This is a genomic window from Sporosarcina sp. P25 (assembly GCF_002743235.1).
Taxonomy (GTDB): Bacteria; Bacillota; Bacilli; order Bacillales_A; family Planococcaceae; genus Sporosarcina; species Sporosarcina ureae_B.
Genome location: NZ_PDYV01000017.1, coordinates 1 through 18169, shown reverse-complemented (window position 1 = coordinate 18169; position 18169 = coordinate 1). Strand labels below are relative to the sequence as shown.

Below are 18169 nucleotides of genomic sequence, written 5' to 3'. Positions count from 1 at the left end.
CAAACTACTAACCGTTCCCAACTTAAGACATTTCAGATCCGTTAGACAAATAATTGCCATAAGTCGTTCACGTAATCTTAAACAGTTGTAATGCATTTGCAGTCGTTTGCTTTGCTACTTCCTCAACCGACACTTCTTTCAACCTTGCGATTTCTTCCGCCACTAATGTGACATAAGAAGGTTCGTTGCGTTTCCCCCGATAAGGATGTGGCGCTAAATATGGTGCATCCGTTTCGATCAGTAGTTTGTCTAGGGAAATAGTTGTTGCTACTTCTTTTGGCATTCTAGCATTCTTAAATGTTACAGGTCCGCCTAGCGAGATAAGAAAATTCATTTCTATACATTGTTTTGCTGTTTCAACACTACCGCTGTAACAATGCATAATCCCGCCAACTTCCGCTGCATTTTCTTCTTGCAGAATACGGACTACATCACCTGTTGCGTCGCGATTATGAATGATGATTGGCAGTTCTACTTCTTTTGCCAGTTGTATCTGTTTACGGAACAACTCTTGCTGTATATCTTTCGGTGATTTATCCCAGTGGTAATCGAGACCGGTTTCTCCAATGCCGACGACTTTCGGATGGGCTGACAACTCTTTGATCCATTGTAGATCGCTATCAGTGCAATCTATTGCATCGACAGGGTGCCAACCAATAACACCATAGATGAATGTGTATTTTTCTACTAATTCCATAGCTTTGTTGATAGTTTTTGTATCAAACCCAACTACGATCATTTTTTCTACGTTTGCATCAATAGCACGTTGAATGACTTCTTCCACGTCTTCTTCGTATTGATCTGCATTTAAATGAACATGTGTATCAATAAACATAGTATCTCTCCTAACACTGTTTTCTATTCTATTGTCTTTGATTGTGTCTTTCATCTCATTTGTATTACAGTTGTGTAACAAATAGTTTGTTTATTCCGTCTACGCGCTTCGAAACGCTTTACCGCTAGACATGCTCAAGCATTAGCGAGGATCCGGTAAACTTTTAGTATTTATAGGTTTGTTGTAACATGTGCGACATAAAGTTAAGCAAAGTGGTATATCATTTTCTAGGGTAAAGGACGTTGCATTTGATGTTTGGACTAAGAAAAGGACACGGAAAAAGTATATACTTCTTCATTTTCTATAACTAGACATGTCGCGTAAGCTTTCTAGCAGAACAACTGTTTAATACCGCCTCTTTCCTACCAAGTCGCCAAACCTTTACATAACAAGCAATAATCCCTCATGCGCAACTACATAACTCCGCATCCTACTCTTCAACCACCTAATTGATACCTAAACAAAAAAACTGCCAACAGAAGTCATTGATTCTGACCTCTACTGACAGCTTTATTTACATGACCAATTATTTTACTTGTGCTCCATTCTCTAATGCCGGATCAACAGTAGCAAGTTTTAGCACACCGTCTTTTTCGCCTGCTAAAATCATACCTTGTGATAATTCACCACGTAGTTTAACTGGCTTCAAATTCGCAACGACGATTACTTTCATACCTACTACATCCTCAGCACTGTAATGTTGCGCAATGCCAGACACTACTTGACGCTGCTCATAGCCTAAGTCCACCTGTAGCTTTAATAGTTTGTCGGCTTTTGGCATTTTTTCACACGCTGTGACAGTGCCTACACGCATGTCTACGTTCATGAATGCGTCGAATGTGATTTCATTTGTTTCTTCTTTCATTTCCTCCACCTGGTCTTCTACTTCAGCAGGTGCCGTGATCGCCATTTGCTGACGAATGTACTCGACTTCTACTTCTGTCTCCAGACGCGGGAAGATGGGAACACCTTTATTGATAACAGTTGTGCCCGAAGGAATTGCATAGCCTTCATGTAATGTACTCCAACCTAATGAATCATCAGATAGACCTAGTTGTTCTATCATTTGTTTCGGTGCATTTGTCATGAACGGCTGCAAGAGTACCGCTGTATGATGAAGGGATAATGCCAAGTGATACATGACTGACGCTAATTTCATGCGATCTTCTTCTGATTTCGCCAATACCCATGGAGATGTTTCATCAATATATTTATTTGTACGAGAAATTAATGCCCACACATCGGAGAGAACGACACTGAATTGCATTTTCTCCATAGAGGTCTCGTATTTTTTCACTGTATGCTGAATCATATCGCGTAATGACGCATCAAATTCAGTCGGTACAAGACCTTCTGTCAGAACTTCACCATCGAAGTATTTATTGATCATAGAGATCGTTCGGTTCAATAAGTTTCCTAAGTCATTCGCCAAGTCATAATTAATACGTTCGACAAATGCTTCCGGTGAAAATACGCCGTCTTGACCAAATGGTAATTCACGAAGTAGGAAGTAACGCGTAGCATCAAGACCATAGCGTTCAACAAGCATTTCCGGATAAACTACATTGCCTTTAGATTTCGACATCTTACCGTCTTTCATCATGATGAAACCATGTGCAAATACTTTCTTCGGTAATGGCAAATCGAGTGCCATCAAGAAGATTGGCCAATAAATTGTATGGAAACGAACGATATCTTTCCCCACAACGTGAACGTCCGCAGGCCAGTATTTATTGAATAAAGACTCGTCATCAGACATATAACCAAGTGACGTAATGTAATTCGTCAATGCATCAACCCAGACGTAAATAACATGTTTTGGATCTCCAGGCACTTTAATTCCCCAGTCAAATGACATACGGGAAACAGATAAATCTTCAAGTCCTGGTTTAATGAAGTTATTGATCATTTCATTTTTGCGTGATTCCGGTTCAATGAATGTAGGATTCTCTTCATAATAGGTAAGTAGACGGTCTGCATACTTTTTCATATTGAAGAAGTATGACTCTTCTTCTACTCGGTGAACCGGACGACCACAGTCTGGACAGTTTCCATCTACCAGTTGCGACTCGGTAAAATACGATTCACACGGAACACATTTCCATCCTTCATACTTTCCTTTATAGATATCTCCATTATCAAGGAACTTCTTAAATATCTTTTCAACGATGGTCTTATGACGGTCTTCTGTTGTACGGATCAAATCATCATAAGAAATATCCATCAGTTTCCATAAATCTTTCGCGATGTCCGCAATGCCATCGACATATTTAATTGGAGATAGACCTTCCTCTTCTGCCTTTTCCTGAATCTTCTGGCCATGTTCGTCCATTCCAGTTAGAAATCTGACATCGTATCCACGTAAACGCTTATATCGCGCCATTGCATCTGATGCAATTGTCGTGTATGCAGTTCCTATGTGAAATTTTCCACTTGGATAATAAATAGGTGTTGTGATATAAAATGTTTTTGATTGATTCTCCACGCGTAATTCCTCCAAATAATTAATGTATATTTTCATTTTATAGGATGTTACACAAAAGTGCCATGTTCTCCTCTGAAGCTTATACTTTTATAACTTCTTTTAGCTTGCTCATTGACGACAATTCCCATACTTACAACGTCTCTCATTTTTTACCTGTCAAATAATTAATAAAAATTAATAGTGTTTATTTGAGTTATGATGATTGACGATTATTGGAAGTGTTGGTATGATATTTAACAGACAAGAGAATCATGTCGAATTTTGACGAATGTTAAATTTGGAGTGTAGGAGGAATTCTTTCCATGAAGTCTACTGGAATTGTAAGAAAAGTTGATGAGCTAGGCCGTGTTGTGATCCCGATTGAACTTCGTCGTACGCTCGGTATCGAGCAAAAAGACGCGTTAGAAATATACGTGGACGACGATAAAATTATCTTGAAAAAGTACATGCCTAATATGACATGTTCTATTACAGGAGAAGTATCGGACGATAACCTTCGTTTGATCGATGGTAAATTAATTTTGAGCCCTGAAGGTGCAAAGCAATTGATGGATGAAATTCAAAACAAAATCAATTGATTGACAAAAAACCTGAACATGTATACGTTCAGGTTTTTTCGTCTTAATCCACGTGATATGCCTGATAAACATCTCGTTTACTCAACTCACGAACATCTGCCACTTCCTTGATTGCATCTTTCGAACGAACTTCCTTTTCTTCTATTATCTGCTCGACATGCTGTTTAATCGATAAATCTGTCCACCAGGCAGTCGCGATTTCGAGTTGCACGTTTTGATTACCTTCCACAACCAAACAGAACTCCCCTCTGATTTCATTGGATTCTGCCCACTCAATTGCTTCTGCAATCGTTCCTCTTAAGAACTCTTCAAACCGCTTCGTCAATTCACGGGCCATCACAATCTTCCGTTCATCTCCAAATTGTTCTCCTAAACCGCGCAATGTTTGTTTTAAACGATGTGGGGCTTCGTAAAATAACAATGTTTCTTCATAGTGCTGTAATTTCTCAAGCTGTTTTTTTGATTCCTTCTTTTGACGCGATAGAAATCCGAAAAACAGAAATGGTTGCGGTGTAATACCTGAAGCAACTAATGCTGTAATAGCTGCATTCGGTCCCGGCACGGGAACGACAGCAATTCCTTTTTCAATCGCCAATTCCACGAGATCTGCACCGGGATCTGAAATACACGGCATTCCCGCATCACTGACAATGGCAATATCCTTCCCTTCTTGAAGGAGTTCTATAATTTTTTCTCCCGCCACACGCGTATTATGCTCGTGATAGCTGATCATTTGTGTGTTAATCTCAAAATGATTACATAATTTAATCGTATTACGCGTATCCTCCGCCGCAATATAATCTGCTTCCTGTAAGATCCGGACTGCACGGTATGTCATATCTTCGAGGTTGCCGATTGGTGTGCCTACGATGAACAATTTTCCGAACTCTGTTGCTTCGGCACTCTTTTGTGACGTAATCATGTGGACCGCTCCTTTTTTATATAGTGTTCTTTTTGTTTTCGGGTTAATTGCTTAAACTGATATTCTGCTTGCATCGCTTGTCGCTGTGTTTCAAATGATTCTTGATAAATGTACTTTACAGGCAGACGTCCTCTCGTATACTTTGCACCTTTTCCTTCATTATGTACACGCAAGCGGCGTTCTAAGTCATTCGTATATCCAGCATAGTATGATCCATCATTACATGTCAGCACATAGAAGAAATGTTCATTCTTCTCCATACAATAACTGCCTCACTTCTTCTGTATACTCTCCGTTTTCTCGATAGACATATAAAGGAGGAAGAATTTTAAGATCAGGTTTTCCATCCTTAATTGCCTCGATCAATAGTGTATTCGCTTCTTTCCCTTCTTTCGGATAAACAAAACGAATACGCTTCGGTTCTAGTCGATACTGTCTCATGGATGTGATGATGTCTAGGAGTCTACCGGGACGGTGGACAAAAGCAGCTTTTCCACCTTGTTTCAATAATTCACTTGCAGACTTTACTGCTTGATCAAGTGTAAGCTCCACTTCATGCCTAGCAATCGTATAATACTCACTTTTATTTCTAGCACTTGCATCATTTGCCGGGAAATAAGGCGGATTGCATGTGACGGTATCATATAACTCATAACCGATTTTTTTTGCAATACCTATGACGTTCCCGTTTTCAATGGTAATCTGTCCTTCCAAACCGTTTAGCGCTATACTTCTTTGTGCCATATCCGCTAAACGTTCTTGCAATTCAATACCGATGATTTCACCTTTCGTCCGAGCACTCATAAACAAAGGGATTACACCGTTACCTGTGCACAAATCTACAACCTTTCCTCCACGGATCGGCATATAGGCAAAACGAGCCAACAACACTGCATCTAGGGAAAAGGAAAAAACAGAAGGACTTTGAATGATGCGTAAGTCCTCCGCTAATAAATAGTCTAGTCGTTCATCACTTTCTAGGTTCACAATCTACACTCCTTTAATCAAAAGAAAAAGCCAATACCTAAAAATAGGAATTGACCTCTCAACCGTTCTGTTTATTTAAGAATGACAGGCAGAATAGACAATCTTCGCCTTTACGGCTACTGCCATAGTGGACATTGCACACATGGAAACCTTCATTGTACAAACGAGCTAGATTGTCTACGCCTTCGCCCACGTCAAGCTTCTTTGGACGTTCATCACGCGCGGCCTCTTCTATTTCTTGTGTAATCTTATCGATTTCATCGAGTCGCGTTCGTAGATGATGGTTTTCCAGACGAAGCGAGTGGTTTTCTTCAGTCATCTCTGCAACAAATCCAATAAGTTCCCTGAATTGTTTTTGCATAGAATCCAACTGTTGTTCAAAATCCATTACCCTGTCAAGGAAGTTCACTTCTTTCAACTGTTCCACCTCATCATTTAGTCAATTGAGCTGTTTCTTTCTGTAAATCCTCAATCTCACTCCACGCATATTCCACTACTCGTTCAAATGCCGGCATATTCACTTGAAGCACACGCTCCAATAAGTTCAGTCCGACTACCTTTCCTACTCCATCTTGTGTCACTACTTGTTTACCAAGATCGGGCATTAGCGCTTTCGCTTCTTCATATTCATCATTTTCATACTTCAAGCAACACATCAAGCGACCGCATAGACCTGAAATCTTCGATGGGTTCAGTGAAAGGTTTTGATCTTTTGCCATCTTAATGGATACCGGCTCAAAATCTCCTAAAAATGTTGAACAGCAAAGCATTCTACCACATGGACCAATCCCACCTAGCATTTTCGCTTCATCACGTACACCGATTTGGCGCAATTCGATTCTCGTCCGGAAAATCGCAGCAAGATCCTTTACTAGATTGCGGAAGTCCACGCGACCTTCAGCAGTAAAGTAAAAGACAATTTTATTACGGTCAAATGTATATTCTACATCTACTAAACGCATATCTAATTGATGTTCTATGATTTTTTCAGCGCAGACATCAAACGCTTCATTTGCCTCTTGCTCATTCTCTTTCACACGTTCACGATCACCATCATCTGCAAGACGAATGATCTTTTTCAGTGGCAGGACGACATCTTCATCATCTATTTCATTACTTCGACTGGCTACTTTACCGTACTCTACGCCTCTTGCGGTTTCCACAATGACATAGTCGCCAATTTCAATTGGCATATCCAAGGAATCAAAATAATATAATTTCCCCGCCTTTTTAAAGCGGACGCCTATGACTTTAAACAAACAATAACCCCTCCTGCATAGTAAGCACCAATTGTTCTAGTAAAAGCGTACGATTCATATTTTGATGCAATCGTTTTTTCGCCTGCAAGACGGCATCTATTTTAACAGTTAAACTGCTATATGCGTTTTTGACAGAGTGTCCCGTGAAAACTTCTAATTGATCGGGATAGGATATAGTCGACTGCAAACCCGCTTTTATCGCCACAATATCACGGTATGCGAAGAGAAGCAAATCAAGCCCTTGTTCACAATCACTTTTTTCCTTCATGAAAGGCATCCAATCCGTCTGAATGAACAGCAATGCCTCTCCTGGAGATCGCTGTTCGATTGCTTCTACTAATTTTAACACTAATTTCCGTCTCTGTACAAAGGAATCTTCTTGGGCCATCTCATAAGCCACTTCGACATTTGCTGTCATCATCGTTACAGTGGATGCCATAGAAACTGTAACTCCTTTTTCCACGAGACTTTCAATACTATTTTGGCGATTCATCGGCTGAAGTGAAATACGCTGACAACGTGATTGAATCGTCGGCAAAATGGATGTATAGGAATCCGTAAGCAAGATAGCTGTAACACTTCCTTCAGGTTCTTCAAGAAATTTCAGCAATGTATTGGCTGCGGAAATATTCATTCTTTCCGCATGAACCATTACATATACTTTCCGTCCTTCTTCATACCCTTTTTTCGTCATCTTCATAATCAATTCAGACATTTGATCCTTTTTGATATCCTGTCCATCCGGTCTAATCCATACTACGTTCGGATGATTACCCGATTCTATACGTTTGCACGAATGACATGTTTCACATGGAACATTTTCTTTTGGATTCATGCATAATAGCAATTTCGTAAAATATTGCGCAACCGCTTCTTTGCCTGCACCATTTGAACCGTCAAATATATAAGCATGTCCTATACGCTGTCTTTTGTGAATCATAGTTAATTTATCGATAACTGGTTTCTGAGACTGCAATGCATGGTCGTGCAACTTCTGTGACATGCAAGCTCCTCCTTAGTTAGTAAAGTTGTTGCAAAAAAAACCGTGCTACATGTAAGTGCGGCACGGGATCACGTATATAAATTGATCAGAAGACCTTTGATTTCACCTATTTTGGCAAGTAAATCAATGGATGATTCTTCTTCATCCAACAGCGCTTCCGTCAACGCCATTAGTTTTTCATCTATTGTTTGGACAAGATTCAACCGGCGACCTTCACCAAATTGGTTCCATGTATGAGATTGTGTTAACTCAATACCTGAATCTACTGCTTCTTTCAAAAAGCGTTTGATCAACATCTTATATTTTGCCATGTCACGTAAATTTCGAGACCTCGCGAGACGATCTCCAGCACTTGAGATATCCCCAAATAACCGTGCGATCTGTTCTCCTTGCAGACGCGATCCTTGTTTTTCTACCATTTGTCCAAACTTGGCATTACTTTGTGCATGCCGAAGTGGATCAGGCGATAACTTATCCATCCCTGTACGGTATTCACCATTGACTTTCATCAGCATTCACCTCTAAATCAAAAATGGTGGAACTGTTCAATTGGCAAGACAAATACAGTAGCTCCGCCTACTTCTACTTCAATTGGATACGGAATATATGAATCCGCATTACCGCCCATTGGTGAAACTGGTGCGACCATTTGATCCCGAGAACGGCAATTATCACGAATTAAATCCAGTGCCTTGGAGACTAACTCATCTTCCACACCCATTAGAAATGTTGTGTTACCTGCGCGAAGAAATCCACCTGTACTGGCTAATTTTGTGTTCCGAAAATCACTTTTAGTCAATGCGGAAGATAATCGGTTACTGTCCTGGTCCTGTACCACTGCTACAATCAGTTTCAATGTACTCTCCCCTTTTCCGATTTCTCATAAAAACATATATCTTCTTTATTATATCACGAATTCTTATGTAAGTTGACTTCTGAACTTACAATTTGCCAAACATTTTCAACCACTTGTGCTGGTAATTGTTGAGCGTCTACCACTCGGATTCGCCCTTCATCCCGTAGCATCACTTCTTGATAACCTTTGTACACTTGCTCATGAAATTCCACTTTTTCTAAATCCAGACGGTTTTGTTCACGGTCTTTATCTCTCCATATTCGGGCTAGTCCTACTTCAGGCGGCACATCGAAGAAAATTGTGCAATCCGGCATATATTCCTCAATCGCGAACAAGTTGATTGCCAGTACTTCATCAATGCCTAAATCACGTGCAAATCCTTGATATGCCAATGAACTGTCAATGAAACGATCGCATAATACAATTTTGTTCTGCTTTAGTGCAGGTATAATTTTCTCTACTAAATGTTGTCTGCGCGCGGCTGCATACAACAATGCTTCCGTCTTGCCGTCCATCGCACTGTGATTTGAATCCAAGATGACTTCACGAATTTTTTCTGCAATAGGAATACCACCTGGTTCTCGTGTCATGACCACATCTTGCCCTTGTGCCTTTAGGCGTTCTGCAATTTCTTGCAATACGGTCGTCTTACCAGCCCCTTCCGGCCCTTCAAAACTAATAAATAATCCTGCCATCTTCTTATCCCCTATCTATTCCAGAACTACTTTTACTTTTTTCGTCTCCATATTGATTGCTCCTTGAAATCTACAGCCAGCCATTAAAAGATCTTGTATTTGTTCGGTGTGCTCTTGGCTAATACGTTCTCCAGCACATAAAAGAGGTATACCGGGTGGATATGGAATAATCGCATCTGCTGCTACTTTTCCCGTTGCTAACTGGATATGTATCCACTCCGTATCCATCATATGAAGCTGAGTTGCTGTATATACTACCGATGACGGAGAACTGATCGATAAAAAGTTGTTGACCCGTATTGAAGTAGCTTTTTTCACCGTTACACAGTCCATCGCTCGTTTAAATTTTCCAATTATGTCAGCGCATCGTTCTTCATCCCCCGCCTTCACCAAGGGCAATACAAACAACACTTGATACACATCCGCCAATTCTGAATAAATTCCCTGCTGCTCCAATGCTTCCTGCAAGGCGTATCCCGTATGACCTGTAGCACGGATCAGCAACTTTAGTTTATCGTCAGTCTCCACCACTTCGACGCACTCTATATTACACAGACCTTGAATTAAATTATTTCGGTATATTTGAAAGCTTTTATAGTGATCTTCACTATACGTCTCTGCATAATACCTTGCATCATCCAAAGAGGCCATCAATAAATAGGATGGACTGCTCGACTGTAGCATCTGGAGAAAATGTGCTACTCTTTCCCCCTTCACAAATTTCGATCGAACATGTAAAAAAGAAGCCATCGTCATGGCGGGTAAAGTTTTATGCGCAGACTGAACGACCAGATCTGCTCCGAGTTCAAGTGCACTCTTGGGAAATGCATCATTTACTATAAAATGTGCACCATGCGCTTCATCAATGAGAATCGGTATACTGTGGCTATGACATACTTCTACAATCTGTTTTAAATCTTTATTTATTAATCCGTAATAAGTAGGTGTGGTGAGAACAGCCGCTTTCACATTCGGATACTGCTTGAGTGCTTCATTTACAGACTTCAATGATACCGTTCCAGCCGTCTGCGTCTGTTCATCCCAATCCGGAGATAGAAACACTGGATTCGCACCTGTCAGTTCCAGCGCATTGAATATCGATTTATGTGCATTACGTTGCACAATTACCAAGTCTCCCGGCTGAACTGTCGCATACAGCATAGCCAGGTTCCCTACAGTCGAACCATTCACCAGAAAGAAACTCCGTTCACTTTCATAAAGACGCGCCAACTTGTCTTCTGCTTCTTTAATCGCTCCTGTCGGTTCATGTAAGTCATCAAGTCCTGTCAGTTCCGTCAGGTCATAGACAAGTGCTTGGCGTACAGCTGCCGGCAAATCAGATAATGCGCCACCTTTATGTCCGGGTACATGGAATGAAACGGGTTTCCTATTATGGAAATTCTCCAATGCCTGCACAAGTGGACGATCTTGATACTTCATCATACGCACTCCTTTACTTTCATTTAGTATAGCAAAAAGCGACACTCCTGACTAAGGGAGTATCGCTTTTCATGTCACATCATAGTGTTTACGCGCTGTTAACTCAGCTTATAGGCTTTAACTGACACTTCTTGTTAGCGTGAGGCAGCAGCTCTAAGACGAAATTCTGTTGTTTGATGCCTGAATTAATCGCTCTACGTAGAAATGTGGAACCCGAGTCCAGTTCACATCTTGTTGTTGCTTACGAACTCTTACATATTCCTTCAACATACATCCTATCGACTCTTCCTTAATAAATAACTGCGTATAGTCATATTCTTTACTATACATCATAGCTTCATGTAAAGACCGGGCCATCTCCAACCAGTGTTCTTGATGAGCGTAACACGAGCTTTCTAAAATTGTCGCTTCGATGAATGTCTCAATTTGCTCTTCCTGTAACGCTTCACTTTTCACATGTAATACTTTCTTTAACGCATCTTCCCATTGATCTTTCTGCAACAGTAGTCTTACATCTACGAGTGTGACAAATGGGTGTGGTTGAAGATCTTCTACGAAATACTCTTGTATTTTTAAAAAGACGATCTCTGCTTCTTCTAGACAACCTTGTTTCAAGTAAATGAATACTTCAAATGCATATAAAAAATCTTTCCAATAGCGATCTTCTGTATATAATAATGCACTCTGCAACGTTCTATGCGCTTTTTCCATCTCGCCATTTGCCATATGTAGCTTACAACTCAATACATACATAGGAATTAGCAGACCCGGATCTTGGAAGTGATGAGCTGACAGAAGTGCTTCTACCTGATGTTCTCGAGATTCTTTCATTAAACCTTTCATGTACAATATCTCCGCCTGAATTCCGTGATAATAACCGACGATAGAAAGTTTATTTCTTTGGCAGGATTGACGTTTCAATTGCAATTTTCGGTATTCATGGATGGCCGACTTTTTATAAGAACCTAATGGCGTACGTGACAACGTAGGTTCCGTTTTATTGAACTGAAGTGGCATTAAATACAATTTGGAATGCTTCTGCACTTGTAAATCAAAACCTTTTTGGAGCCACTCTCCCACTTCTGTTGCTCCACCCATTCGAATGATTGTGATGTAGGACTTGATTAAGAAATAATCGTAGGCAGCAGATTGGCTTCTTACGATAAAAGCATTCCATTCTTTCCGATTCTCTTGTGCTGTCATTTTGCTTGTGACAAGATCCGCTGCATCCACTTGGTGCTCGGCAAGAAGAGAAAAAGCATACAGTAACTGAAGATCTAAAGATAATGGAATATGTGCTTCTTCAAATTCGTGGCACCAAGCTAGGAAAGTCGAAGTTTCTCCATTCCTAACAATGTCTTCGCCGTAATTCATCATCCAAGTGATAGCAAGTGGATACGCCTTTCCTAACAAAGCATGTGTGATTGCACGCACAATATCACCTTGCTGAAAGTATATTCCTGCTGCTTTTTTATGCAACTTGAATACAAACTCCCTTGAGTAGGTTTGTTGCAAGTTTTGCTGTAAAGCTATAGCGAAAAGAGGATGATAACGTGCGTTTTTTTGTGTGTCCATCTCTATGAAGAAACCCTTTCCTTCTAAATCCCTTAAATGAACCAGACTTTCTTTATTCCCAAGTAGTGCGTCACATACTCTTTGATCCATAGTGCTCAGAATGGATGTTGCTAATAGGAAATGCTGTGCCGAGCTGGAAAAGTCATCCCACAGATCATTCATTAACACATTCATAGTGTACTGCTGGTGCCTGCTAACATGCTGCAGATCACATGTATCTTGTGACTGTACAACATTACGTAGTCCTGCAGGCCAACCTTCTGTCTGAATGAATTCTTGCCATACTGATTGCTGCTGTTGAGGTTGTTTTTTCAAAAACACTTTCATATCTACAGTCGTAAAACGCAGATGCTGCATTTTGACTTCAGTAACAGTAAATAAAGATTGCCAGAGTGCAAGTGTAAAGGGAGGGAGATGACGACTGGCGAAGCAAATTTTCAATGATTCGGGCAAATCCATTACAAAATACTGGATCATTTCCAAGAGTTCTAGAGCAGTAATATGATGAAAGTCATCGATAATTAATCGAACTCGTTTTGTCATTACACTACCTAGTTCTTTGTAGAAATCCCACATCGTATCCAGTTCGTCACGGTCTGCATTGGCAAGCTTTTGTTGTAGTTTCTCTTGTGGAAGCAAATTGCATGCCGAGTAGACAGTATAGACGATATATCGAAAAAATTGGACAGCATCATTGTCGGTTTCATCGACTGTCAGCCATGCGATGTTTTCATCCAAGTTGTCCGACCAATGAGACAAAAATGACGTCTTTCCGTAACCAGTTGGAGCAGTAATAAATAGTACTTTGGATTGCACAGCTTCATATTGGACAGTAACCATATTCTCTCTGCTAATCCACTCTTCACGTTTGGCAGGTTTTTGTATTTTTGAGGCTAACAACGTGATCATGAAAGTCACCTCCTAATCGATAGTAGTTATCCTGTCTACTGCCAATCCTTGGCCTGTAATATTGCTTGAGTCCGTGAGCTGACGTTGAGTTTTTTATAGACTTTCGACAAGTACACTCTTACAGTTCCCTCTGAAAGAAAAAGCTGTTCGGCAATTTCCCTGTTGGATAAGCCTGCAGCAAGCGCTTTAATCAACTCTTCCTCGCGGGAAGTCAAATTTGGTTTACTATGGTGATGAATAGCTACAGGACGAATAATTTGATCGGTCCGTAACGACTGGGCAAAAACAAGTGGTACGGTTTTCCATTGTGGTTGTTCAAAGTTCATTCGACTTTTTATATAACTCATCAGCACTGGATGTAAAGCCTTTTCATCTAAAAACAAGCGTTTATAACCTAATCTAACTGCCAATTCCAGTGCGTCATGAAGTATATCAATTGCTAACTTTTTCTTGTTGTTTCTCCACATACAGATTGACCGTAGTATTTTCACCTCGATAATAGTTGTCATTTGAAATTCTTCTTTAGCTTCTTGTGTGACTCGATCAATATAATATAGTGCTTTTCGCGTATTACCTTTCATCATATGCAGTCTTGCTTTTACAAGCATCCAGAATTCCAAACAAGGTTCGGCTTGCTGATGTATTAAGTTGGATAATTTATTTAATTCAAACTCTGCACGATCGAAGGATCCTTCTCGAATATAACCTAGTGCCTTCATTGTAATTAAAATACATTGCCAGTTAGTATTAACCATTGATTCCATTGCATAGTTCAGTATGCCCTGAGCTTTGACAAATTGTTCATCTGCCAAATAAATTTTAGCTTGTAAAATGTACATCGGTACAGACAAGCCTGGATCACTATGACGATCAGTATAATCCATAGTTTTTTTCATATATTGTTCAGACTCGAATAATAGATCCATTTCATAGAAAACTTCAGCTTGTATACCTTGACTGTATTCTGCCAGATTATGTGCAAGGAACATATTACTTCGCAAGATATTATTAAATGTAGGAAGTCGTTTGATGGAGTTTATCTTCCCTCTGTTGCCTAAACTGGTTCTTAATAATTGTGGTTCAAAATGGTTGTAAATCATCGATACATTTCTCCATCGGGAATCCGCAGGCATTGAGCAATCATGAATTCTTCCCTGTAAATATGAGTTTTTTTCCTTTTTCACTCCATGCCGCGTAAACAACATAAACTTTTTTACACTGTCGAACATCAGCGAAGCATCTTCAAATGAATCTTTCTCTTTCCAACTCGTTTTTTCATGCCTACGTTCAAGCTCTCTGATAATCGACTCCGCTTTATCCATTTTATACTGAATAGCTAGATTGATTGCATATACTACAAGCGTTTCCACATGGAGTTCAAAAGAATTTTTACGCAGCACTATGACCCACCGCATGAACAGCTCAGTCTGATTTGATGAAAAGATATTTACTAGATTCTCTTCTATCCAACGATCGGCTACATCAAATAATTTCCCTTCGATCGCTAGCTCGATTCCTGTTTCATAATCTCCTTGTTCATACTCAACGTGAGCTACCTCACCGTAAATTTCTGTTATACAGTCTTTCGAAAAACGTTGATGCATTTCATTCTGTAGAGCAATTGAAAAAAGATTATGGTATCTGTACGTTAGTTGATTGCCCTTCAAACGATTGATAAACAGACCCCTCTTCTCAATCTCTCTCAATACTTCTTCACTATCTTTACGATTCAATACCTGATTACAACTTTCCGGTGTTATATATTTCAATACCGATGTACGAATGAGAAAATCTTGCACAGAGGGAGTGAGACTGAATAAGGCTTTAAATAGTAAGTAATTTGTCACGATAGGCGACAGAATGGAGGAATCTTTCGCTTTCCATTGGGGATCTTCTTCTGATTCAGTTAAATTTATCAATTGAATACCTAGAGGCCAACCTTCTGTAATTCGCAATACTTGCTGATAATAAAAGATTGTATGACTCGATTTAAGAGAACGCTTATCGTAAAATTCACGTACTTCATCTAATTGGAATTTAAGTTGTTCAATACCAACCTCGTACACCCAACCCTTCATCCTCCATTTAGAAATGATTAGGGGTACTTCACTACGACTTATTATAAAAACCTTTACGTGATGTGGTAAATTATCGATGAAGCGATTCATCATTTTATGAACAGCCTGATTCGCAACCTTATGATAATCATCCAGAATAAGTATGGTTCTTCCAGATTGGTTACTGAGTTCATCCAACAACATATCAATAATCATAGAATAGGGCGGGGTTGTTTTGACGAAAGACAATAACTTTTCTGCATTAATTTTAGTCCCACTTTTCTCAATTGACATGATCACGTAAATCCAAAATCGAATGGGATCATTATCCATTTCGTCTAGCGTCAACCACGCCGCATGATCTCTCGTATATGCAATTGATTTACTTACAAGCATGGACTTTCCATATCCTAGGGGTGCTCGTACAATAGTCAATCGCGTTAGTTTCTTATTTTCAAGCAAATCTATATGTCTTCTGTCGATAATTTCATTATCAGCAATAGGCATTTTAATCTTTTCATCTGAGCCGTTGTTGATCACTGATCTTCACTCCTTTCTATCACTCATGAAAACCTATCTAAACATCTACTGATTTATAATTTCCAATTCACTCAATATCTGAGTTGAAAAATATTTCTCCTATCGGCATATTAAGAACATCCGAAATCTTTTTCATGGTTTTAGCACTTGGATAATAAGCACCGTTTTCTATTTTGGATAAAGCTGTACGACCGATTCCTACTTGCTCTGCCAGTTCCGCTTGAGTTAAATTCATCTTCTTTCTAATCTCTTTTATATTGTTGGCAAACATCTAATCCAACTCCCCACTTTTGCTCTATAATTTGTGTCTATTTGTAGTGTCATTAATATTAAATATATTTCTATTGGATAAGTAATATATGTCTCTTCATTCTTTTTGCCTAATGCTATATATTCTTAATTATTGTGTCGCCAGTATATAAGCTCACTATCACTTGTAGTTTGTACTAGTTAATCATATTTTATTTTACAAATATTTTCGTATTAGAGAATAGAGTAAAATTCTTAAAATAAAATTTTCTAGAAACTTTCCATTCCATTAAACGCAGAGAACACTTTATATAATTAATTCGCAATATTTGTTTAGCGTTACAACACATTTTATGTCTAAATGTTTTTTTTGTCAACACTTAAACTTTGTTTTCTATCAAAAGGGTCTATATAATCTGTTAATTATCTTGCCAATATTATGGAAATTTGAAATAAATCTGCTAAACAACCACACTAGTTGCAATATCCAATTAAAAATAGACTTTTAATCATTTTTGATTTTAGTCTTTGTGCCTACTTACGGTAAATAATAAATGTGAAGTGACACGACACACTATTAAATCTATTTTGAATATTTCTCTGCTAGCTATTTCTTTATATTTATTAAGGTATCGGTTATGATAGATATACAGTTAGAACGTCAAACTTAGACATATTAAGGTGGGTGAAGAAATTGAATGAGTTTGGGAAACGCTTGCGGAAACTCCGAGAACAAAAAAAAATGACATTACGTTATTTGGCTGAACGTGCTAATCTTAGCTATTCCTTCATTGCTTCATTGGAAAAAGGAAGATATAACCCTTCACGTGAATCAATTTGTGCATTAGCGTCTGCATTAGATGTGGATAGGAATGAACTACTAATATTGGCCGGCTTTATACCAAATGATAAGTCTGATCAAGTATATATTTCTTCAAAAGACGAACTAAATACTAAAGAAATGGCTCTTGAAAAGTTATTAGAAGAAAAGGTTTCTTACAATGGCATACAACTATCAACTTTAGAGAAAAATGCTTTATTGGCTTTCGTAAAAACCATGGTCAGTTTAAAAAAATAATCTTTTCACCCATCTTTCATTTTACTAACAATACTCAATAGTATTCTCTGTCATTCTACTATATAATAACTGTAGAATGATTTTTCTATTTACGGTTTTGCACATTAAATTAAATCCTTTACTTTATTGAAATTAGCGTTCAGGTACTTGCTAAATGGATAATTATTTATGGTCTCTCTCCCGTCGATCCAGTCTTTAAGCTAGTTAAAAAGGAGATGAACAATATGCCGGCTTATATAGTTAATGAATATTATGTCTTTACTTCTTATGAAGATTTGTCTTCCCTTATTTTTGATATTATCCATTATTCTCTTTTACCTGTACAACAGGACCGACATTCATTTTCAATTCTTACTGGTCATCTGGACATTATTAGACTTAAATTTCAATGCGACAATGGGCTCTGTATTAATGTACGCTACGAAAGCGAAGACGATATTTACTACTCCGTATGATTATCCGGCTACAATTGAATTGTATTAAATAGAAATAATCGCTATCAAATCCATGGGCTTTCCGACATGGATTGTTTTTTTTTGACTCATTTGTCTAGTGAGTATTACTGTGATAAAACACAAAAAAGCCACTCCCCAAAGGGAATGGCTTCGCATGCCTAGCAACGTCCTACTCTCACAGGGGGAAACCCCCAACTACCATCGGCGCTGAAGAGCTTAACTTCCGTGTTCGGTATGGGAACGGGT

Annotated in this window: 18 protein-coding genes and 1 rRNA gene; 3 read left to right on the top strand and 16 right to left on the bottom strand. The window is 39.0% G+C overall.

The features are described from left to right. Nucleotides 1-67 precede the first annotated feature (67 nt). Both CSV70_RS13020 and metG read right to left on the bottom strand, forming a co-directional pair. A complete protein-coding gene (locus CSV70_RS13020; RefSeq protein ID WP_085132304.1) occupies nt 68-835 on the bottom strand; it encodes a TatD family hydrolase in 768 nt (255 codons plus the stop codon). Between the two features lie 526 nt (nt 836-1361). After that, nucleotides 1362-3356, bottom strand: coding sequence for a methionine--tRNA ligase (gene metG, locus CSV70_RS13015; RefSeq protein ID WP_099629281.1), 1995 nt, complete (start codon nt 3354-3356; stop codon nt 1362-1364). A 266-nt stretch (nt 3357-3622) separates the two neighbouring features. Between metG and CSV70_RS13010 the strand changes: the two genes are divergently transcribed. Beyond that, on the top strand, nt 3623-3898 hold the full coding sequence (locus CSV70_RS13010; protein ID WP_029054857.1) for a transition state genes transcriptional regulator AbrB: 276 nt from the start codon (nt 3623-3625) through the stop codon (nt 3896-3898). Between the two features lie 43 nt (nt 3899-3941). Here CSV70_RS13010 and rsmI read toward each other — a convergent pair whose 3' ends face one another. From rsmI to CSV70_RS12945, 13 genes are all read right to left on the bottom strand, one after another. Further along, complete coding sequence (gene rsmI / locus CSV70_RS13005; protein WP_099629288.1) at nt 3942-4817, bottom strand: 16S rRNA (cytidine(1402)-2'-O)-methyltransferase; 876 nt, start codon at nt 4815-4817, stop codon at nt 3942-3944. Next, nucleotides 4817-5080, bottom strand: coding sequence for a GIY-YIG nuclease family protein (locus CSV70_RS13000; protein ID WP_085132302.1), 264 nt, complete (start codon nt 5078-5080; stop codon nt 4817-4819). Before CSV70_RS13000 ends, rsmI begins: the two co-directional genes overlap by 1 nt. Next, nucleotides 5067-5810: a tRNA1(Val) (adenine(37)-N6)-methyltransferase gene (locus tag CSV70_RS12995; RefSeq protein WP_099629282.1), complete on the bottom strand. Its 744-nt coding sequence runs from the start codon at nt 5808-5810 to the stop codon at nt 5067-5069. Before CSV70_RS12995 ends, CSV70_RS13000 begins: the two co-directional genes overlap by 14 nt. Before the next feature lie 55 nt (nt 5811-5865). After that, nucleotides 5866-6225 carry a DNA replication initiation control protein YabA gene (yabA, locus tag CSV70_RS12990; RefSeq protein ID WP_085132300.1) on the bottom strand — a complete coding sequence of 120 codons (360 nt, stop codon included), beginning with the start codon at nt 6223-6225 and terminating at the stop codon, nt 5866-5868. 13 nt (nt 6226-6238) lie between these two features. Then, nucleotides 6239-7066 (bottom strand): PSP1 domain-containing protein, encoded by an 828-nt coding sequence (locus CSV70_RS12985; protein ID WP_099629283.1) that lies wholly within the window; start codon nt 7064-7066, stop codon nt 6239-6241. Further along, complete coding sequence (holB, locus tag CSV70_RS12980; protein WP_085132298.1) at nt 7059-8069, bottom strand: DNA polymerase III subunit delta'; 1011 nt, start codon at nt 8067-8069, stop codon at nt 7059-7061. Before holB ends, CSV70_RS12985 begins: the two co-directional genes overlap by 8 nt. Before the next feature lie 68 nt (nt 8070-8137). Continuing rightward, nucleotides 8138-8578 carry a YaaR family protein gene (locus CSV70_RS12975; RefSeq protein ID WP_085132297.1) on the bottom strand — a complete coding sequence of 147 codons (441 nt, stop codon included), beginning with the start codon at nt 8576-8578 and terminating at the stop codon, nt 8138-8140. Between the two features lie 17 nt (nt 8579-8595). Next, complete coding sequence (locus tag CSV70_RS12970) at nt 8596-8925, bottom strand: cyclic-di-AMP receptor (protein WP_009499399.1); 330 nt, start codon at nt 8923-8925, stop codon at nt 8596-8598. A gap of 53 nt (nt 8926-8978) precedes the next feature. Continuing rightward, nucleotides 8979-9620 (bottom strand): dTMP kinase, encoded by a 642-nt coding sequence (gene tmk, locus CSV70_RS12965; RefSeq protein WP_099629284.1) that lies wholly within the window; start codon nt 9618-9620, stop codon nt 8979-8981. A 15-nt stretch (nt 9621-9635) separates the two neighbouring features. Next, nucleotides 9636-11060 carry an aminotransferase class I/II-fold pyridoxal phosphate-dependent enzyme gene (locus tag CSV70_RS12960; protein WP_099629285.1) on the bottom strand — a complete coding sequence of 475 codons (1425 nt, stop codon included), beginning with the start codon at nt 11058-11060 and terminating at the stop codon, nt 9636-9638. 153 nt (nt 11061-11213) lie between these two features. Next, nucleotides 11214-13544 (bottom strand): winged helix-turn-helix domain-containing protein, encoded by a 2331-nt coding sequence (locus CSV70_RS12955; protein WP_099629286.1) that lies wholly within the window; start codon nt 13542-13544, stop codon nt 11214-11216. A gap of 35 nt (nt 13545-13579) precedes the next feature. After that, nucleotides 13580-16141: a winged helix-turn-helix domain-containing protein gene (locus CSV70_RS12950; protein ID WP_099629287.1), complete on the bottom strand. Its 2562-nt coding sequence runs from the start codon at nt 16139-16141 to the stop codon at nt 13580-13582. A 67-nt stretch (nt 16142-16208) separates the two neighbouring features. Continuing rightward, nucleotides 16209-16412 (bottom strand): helix-turn-helix transcriptional regulator, encoded by a 204-nt coding sequence (locus CSV70_RS12945; protein WP_085132292.1) that lies wholly within the window; start codon nt 16410-16412, stop codon nt 16209-16211. A 672-nt stretch (nt 16413-17084) separates the two neighbouring features. Here CSV70_RS12945 and CSV70_RS12940 point away from each other — a divergent pair. Both CSV70_RS12940 and CSV70_RS12935 read left to right on the top strand, forming a co-directional pair. Beyond that, nucleotides 17085-17468, top strand: coding sequence for a helix-turn-helix domain-containing protein (locus CSV70_RS12940; RefSeq protein WP_085132291.1), 384 nt, complete (start codon nt 17085-17087; stop codon nt 17466-17468). A gap of 224 nt (nt 17469-17692) precedes the next feature. Beyond that, nucleotides 17693-17923: a hypothetical protein gene (locus CSV70_RS12935; protein ID WP_085132290.1), complete on the top strand. Its 231-nt coding sequence runs from the start codon at nt 17693-17695 to the stop codon at nt 17921-17923. Nucleotides 17924-18079: 156 nt separating this feature from the next. On the opposite strand, the gene rrf is transcribed toward CSV70_RS12935, so the two are convergent. Continuing rightward, nucleotides 18080-18169, bottom strand: a 5S ribosomal RNA gene (rrf, locus tag CSV70_RS12930); the annotation flags it as partial.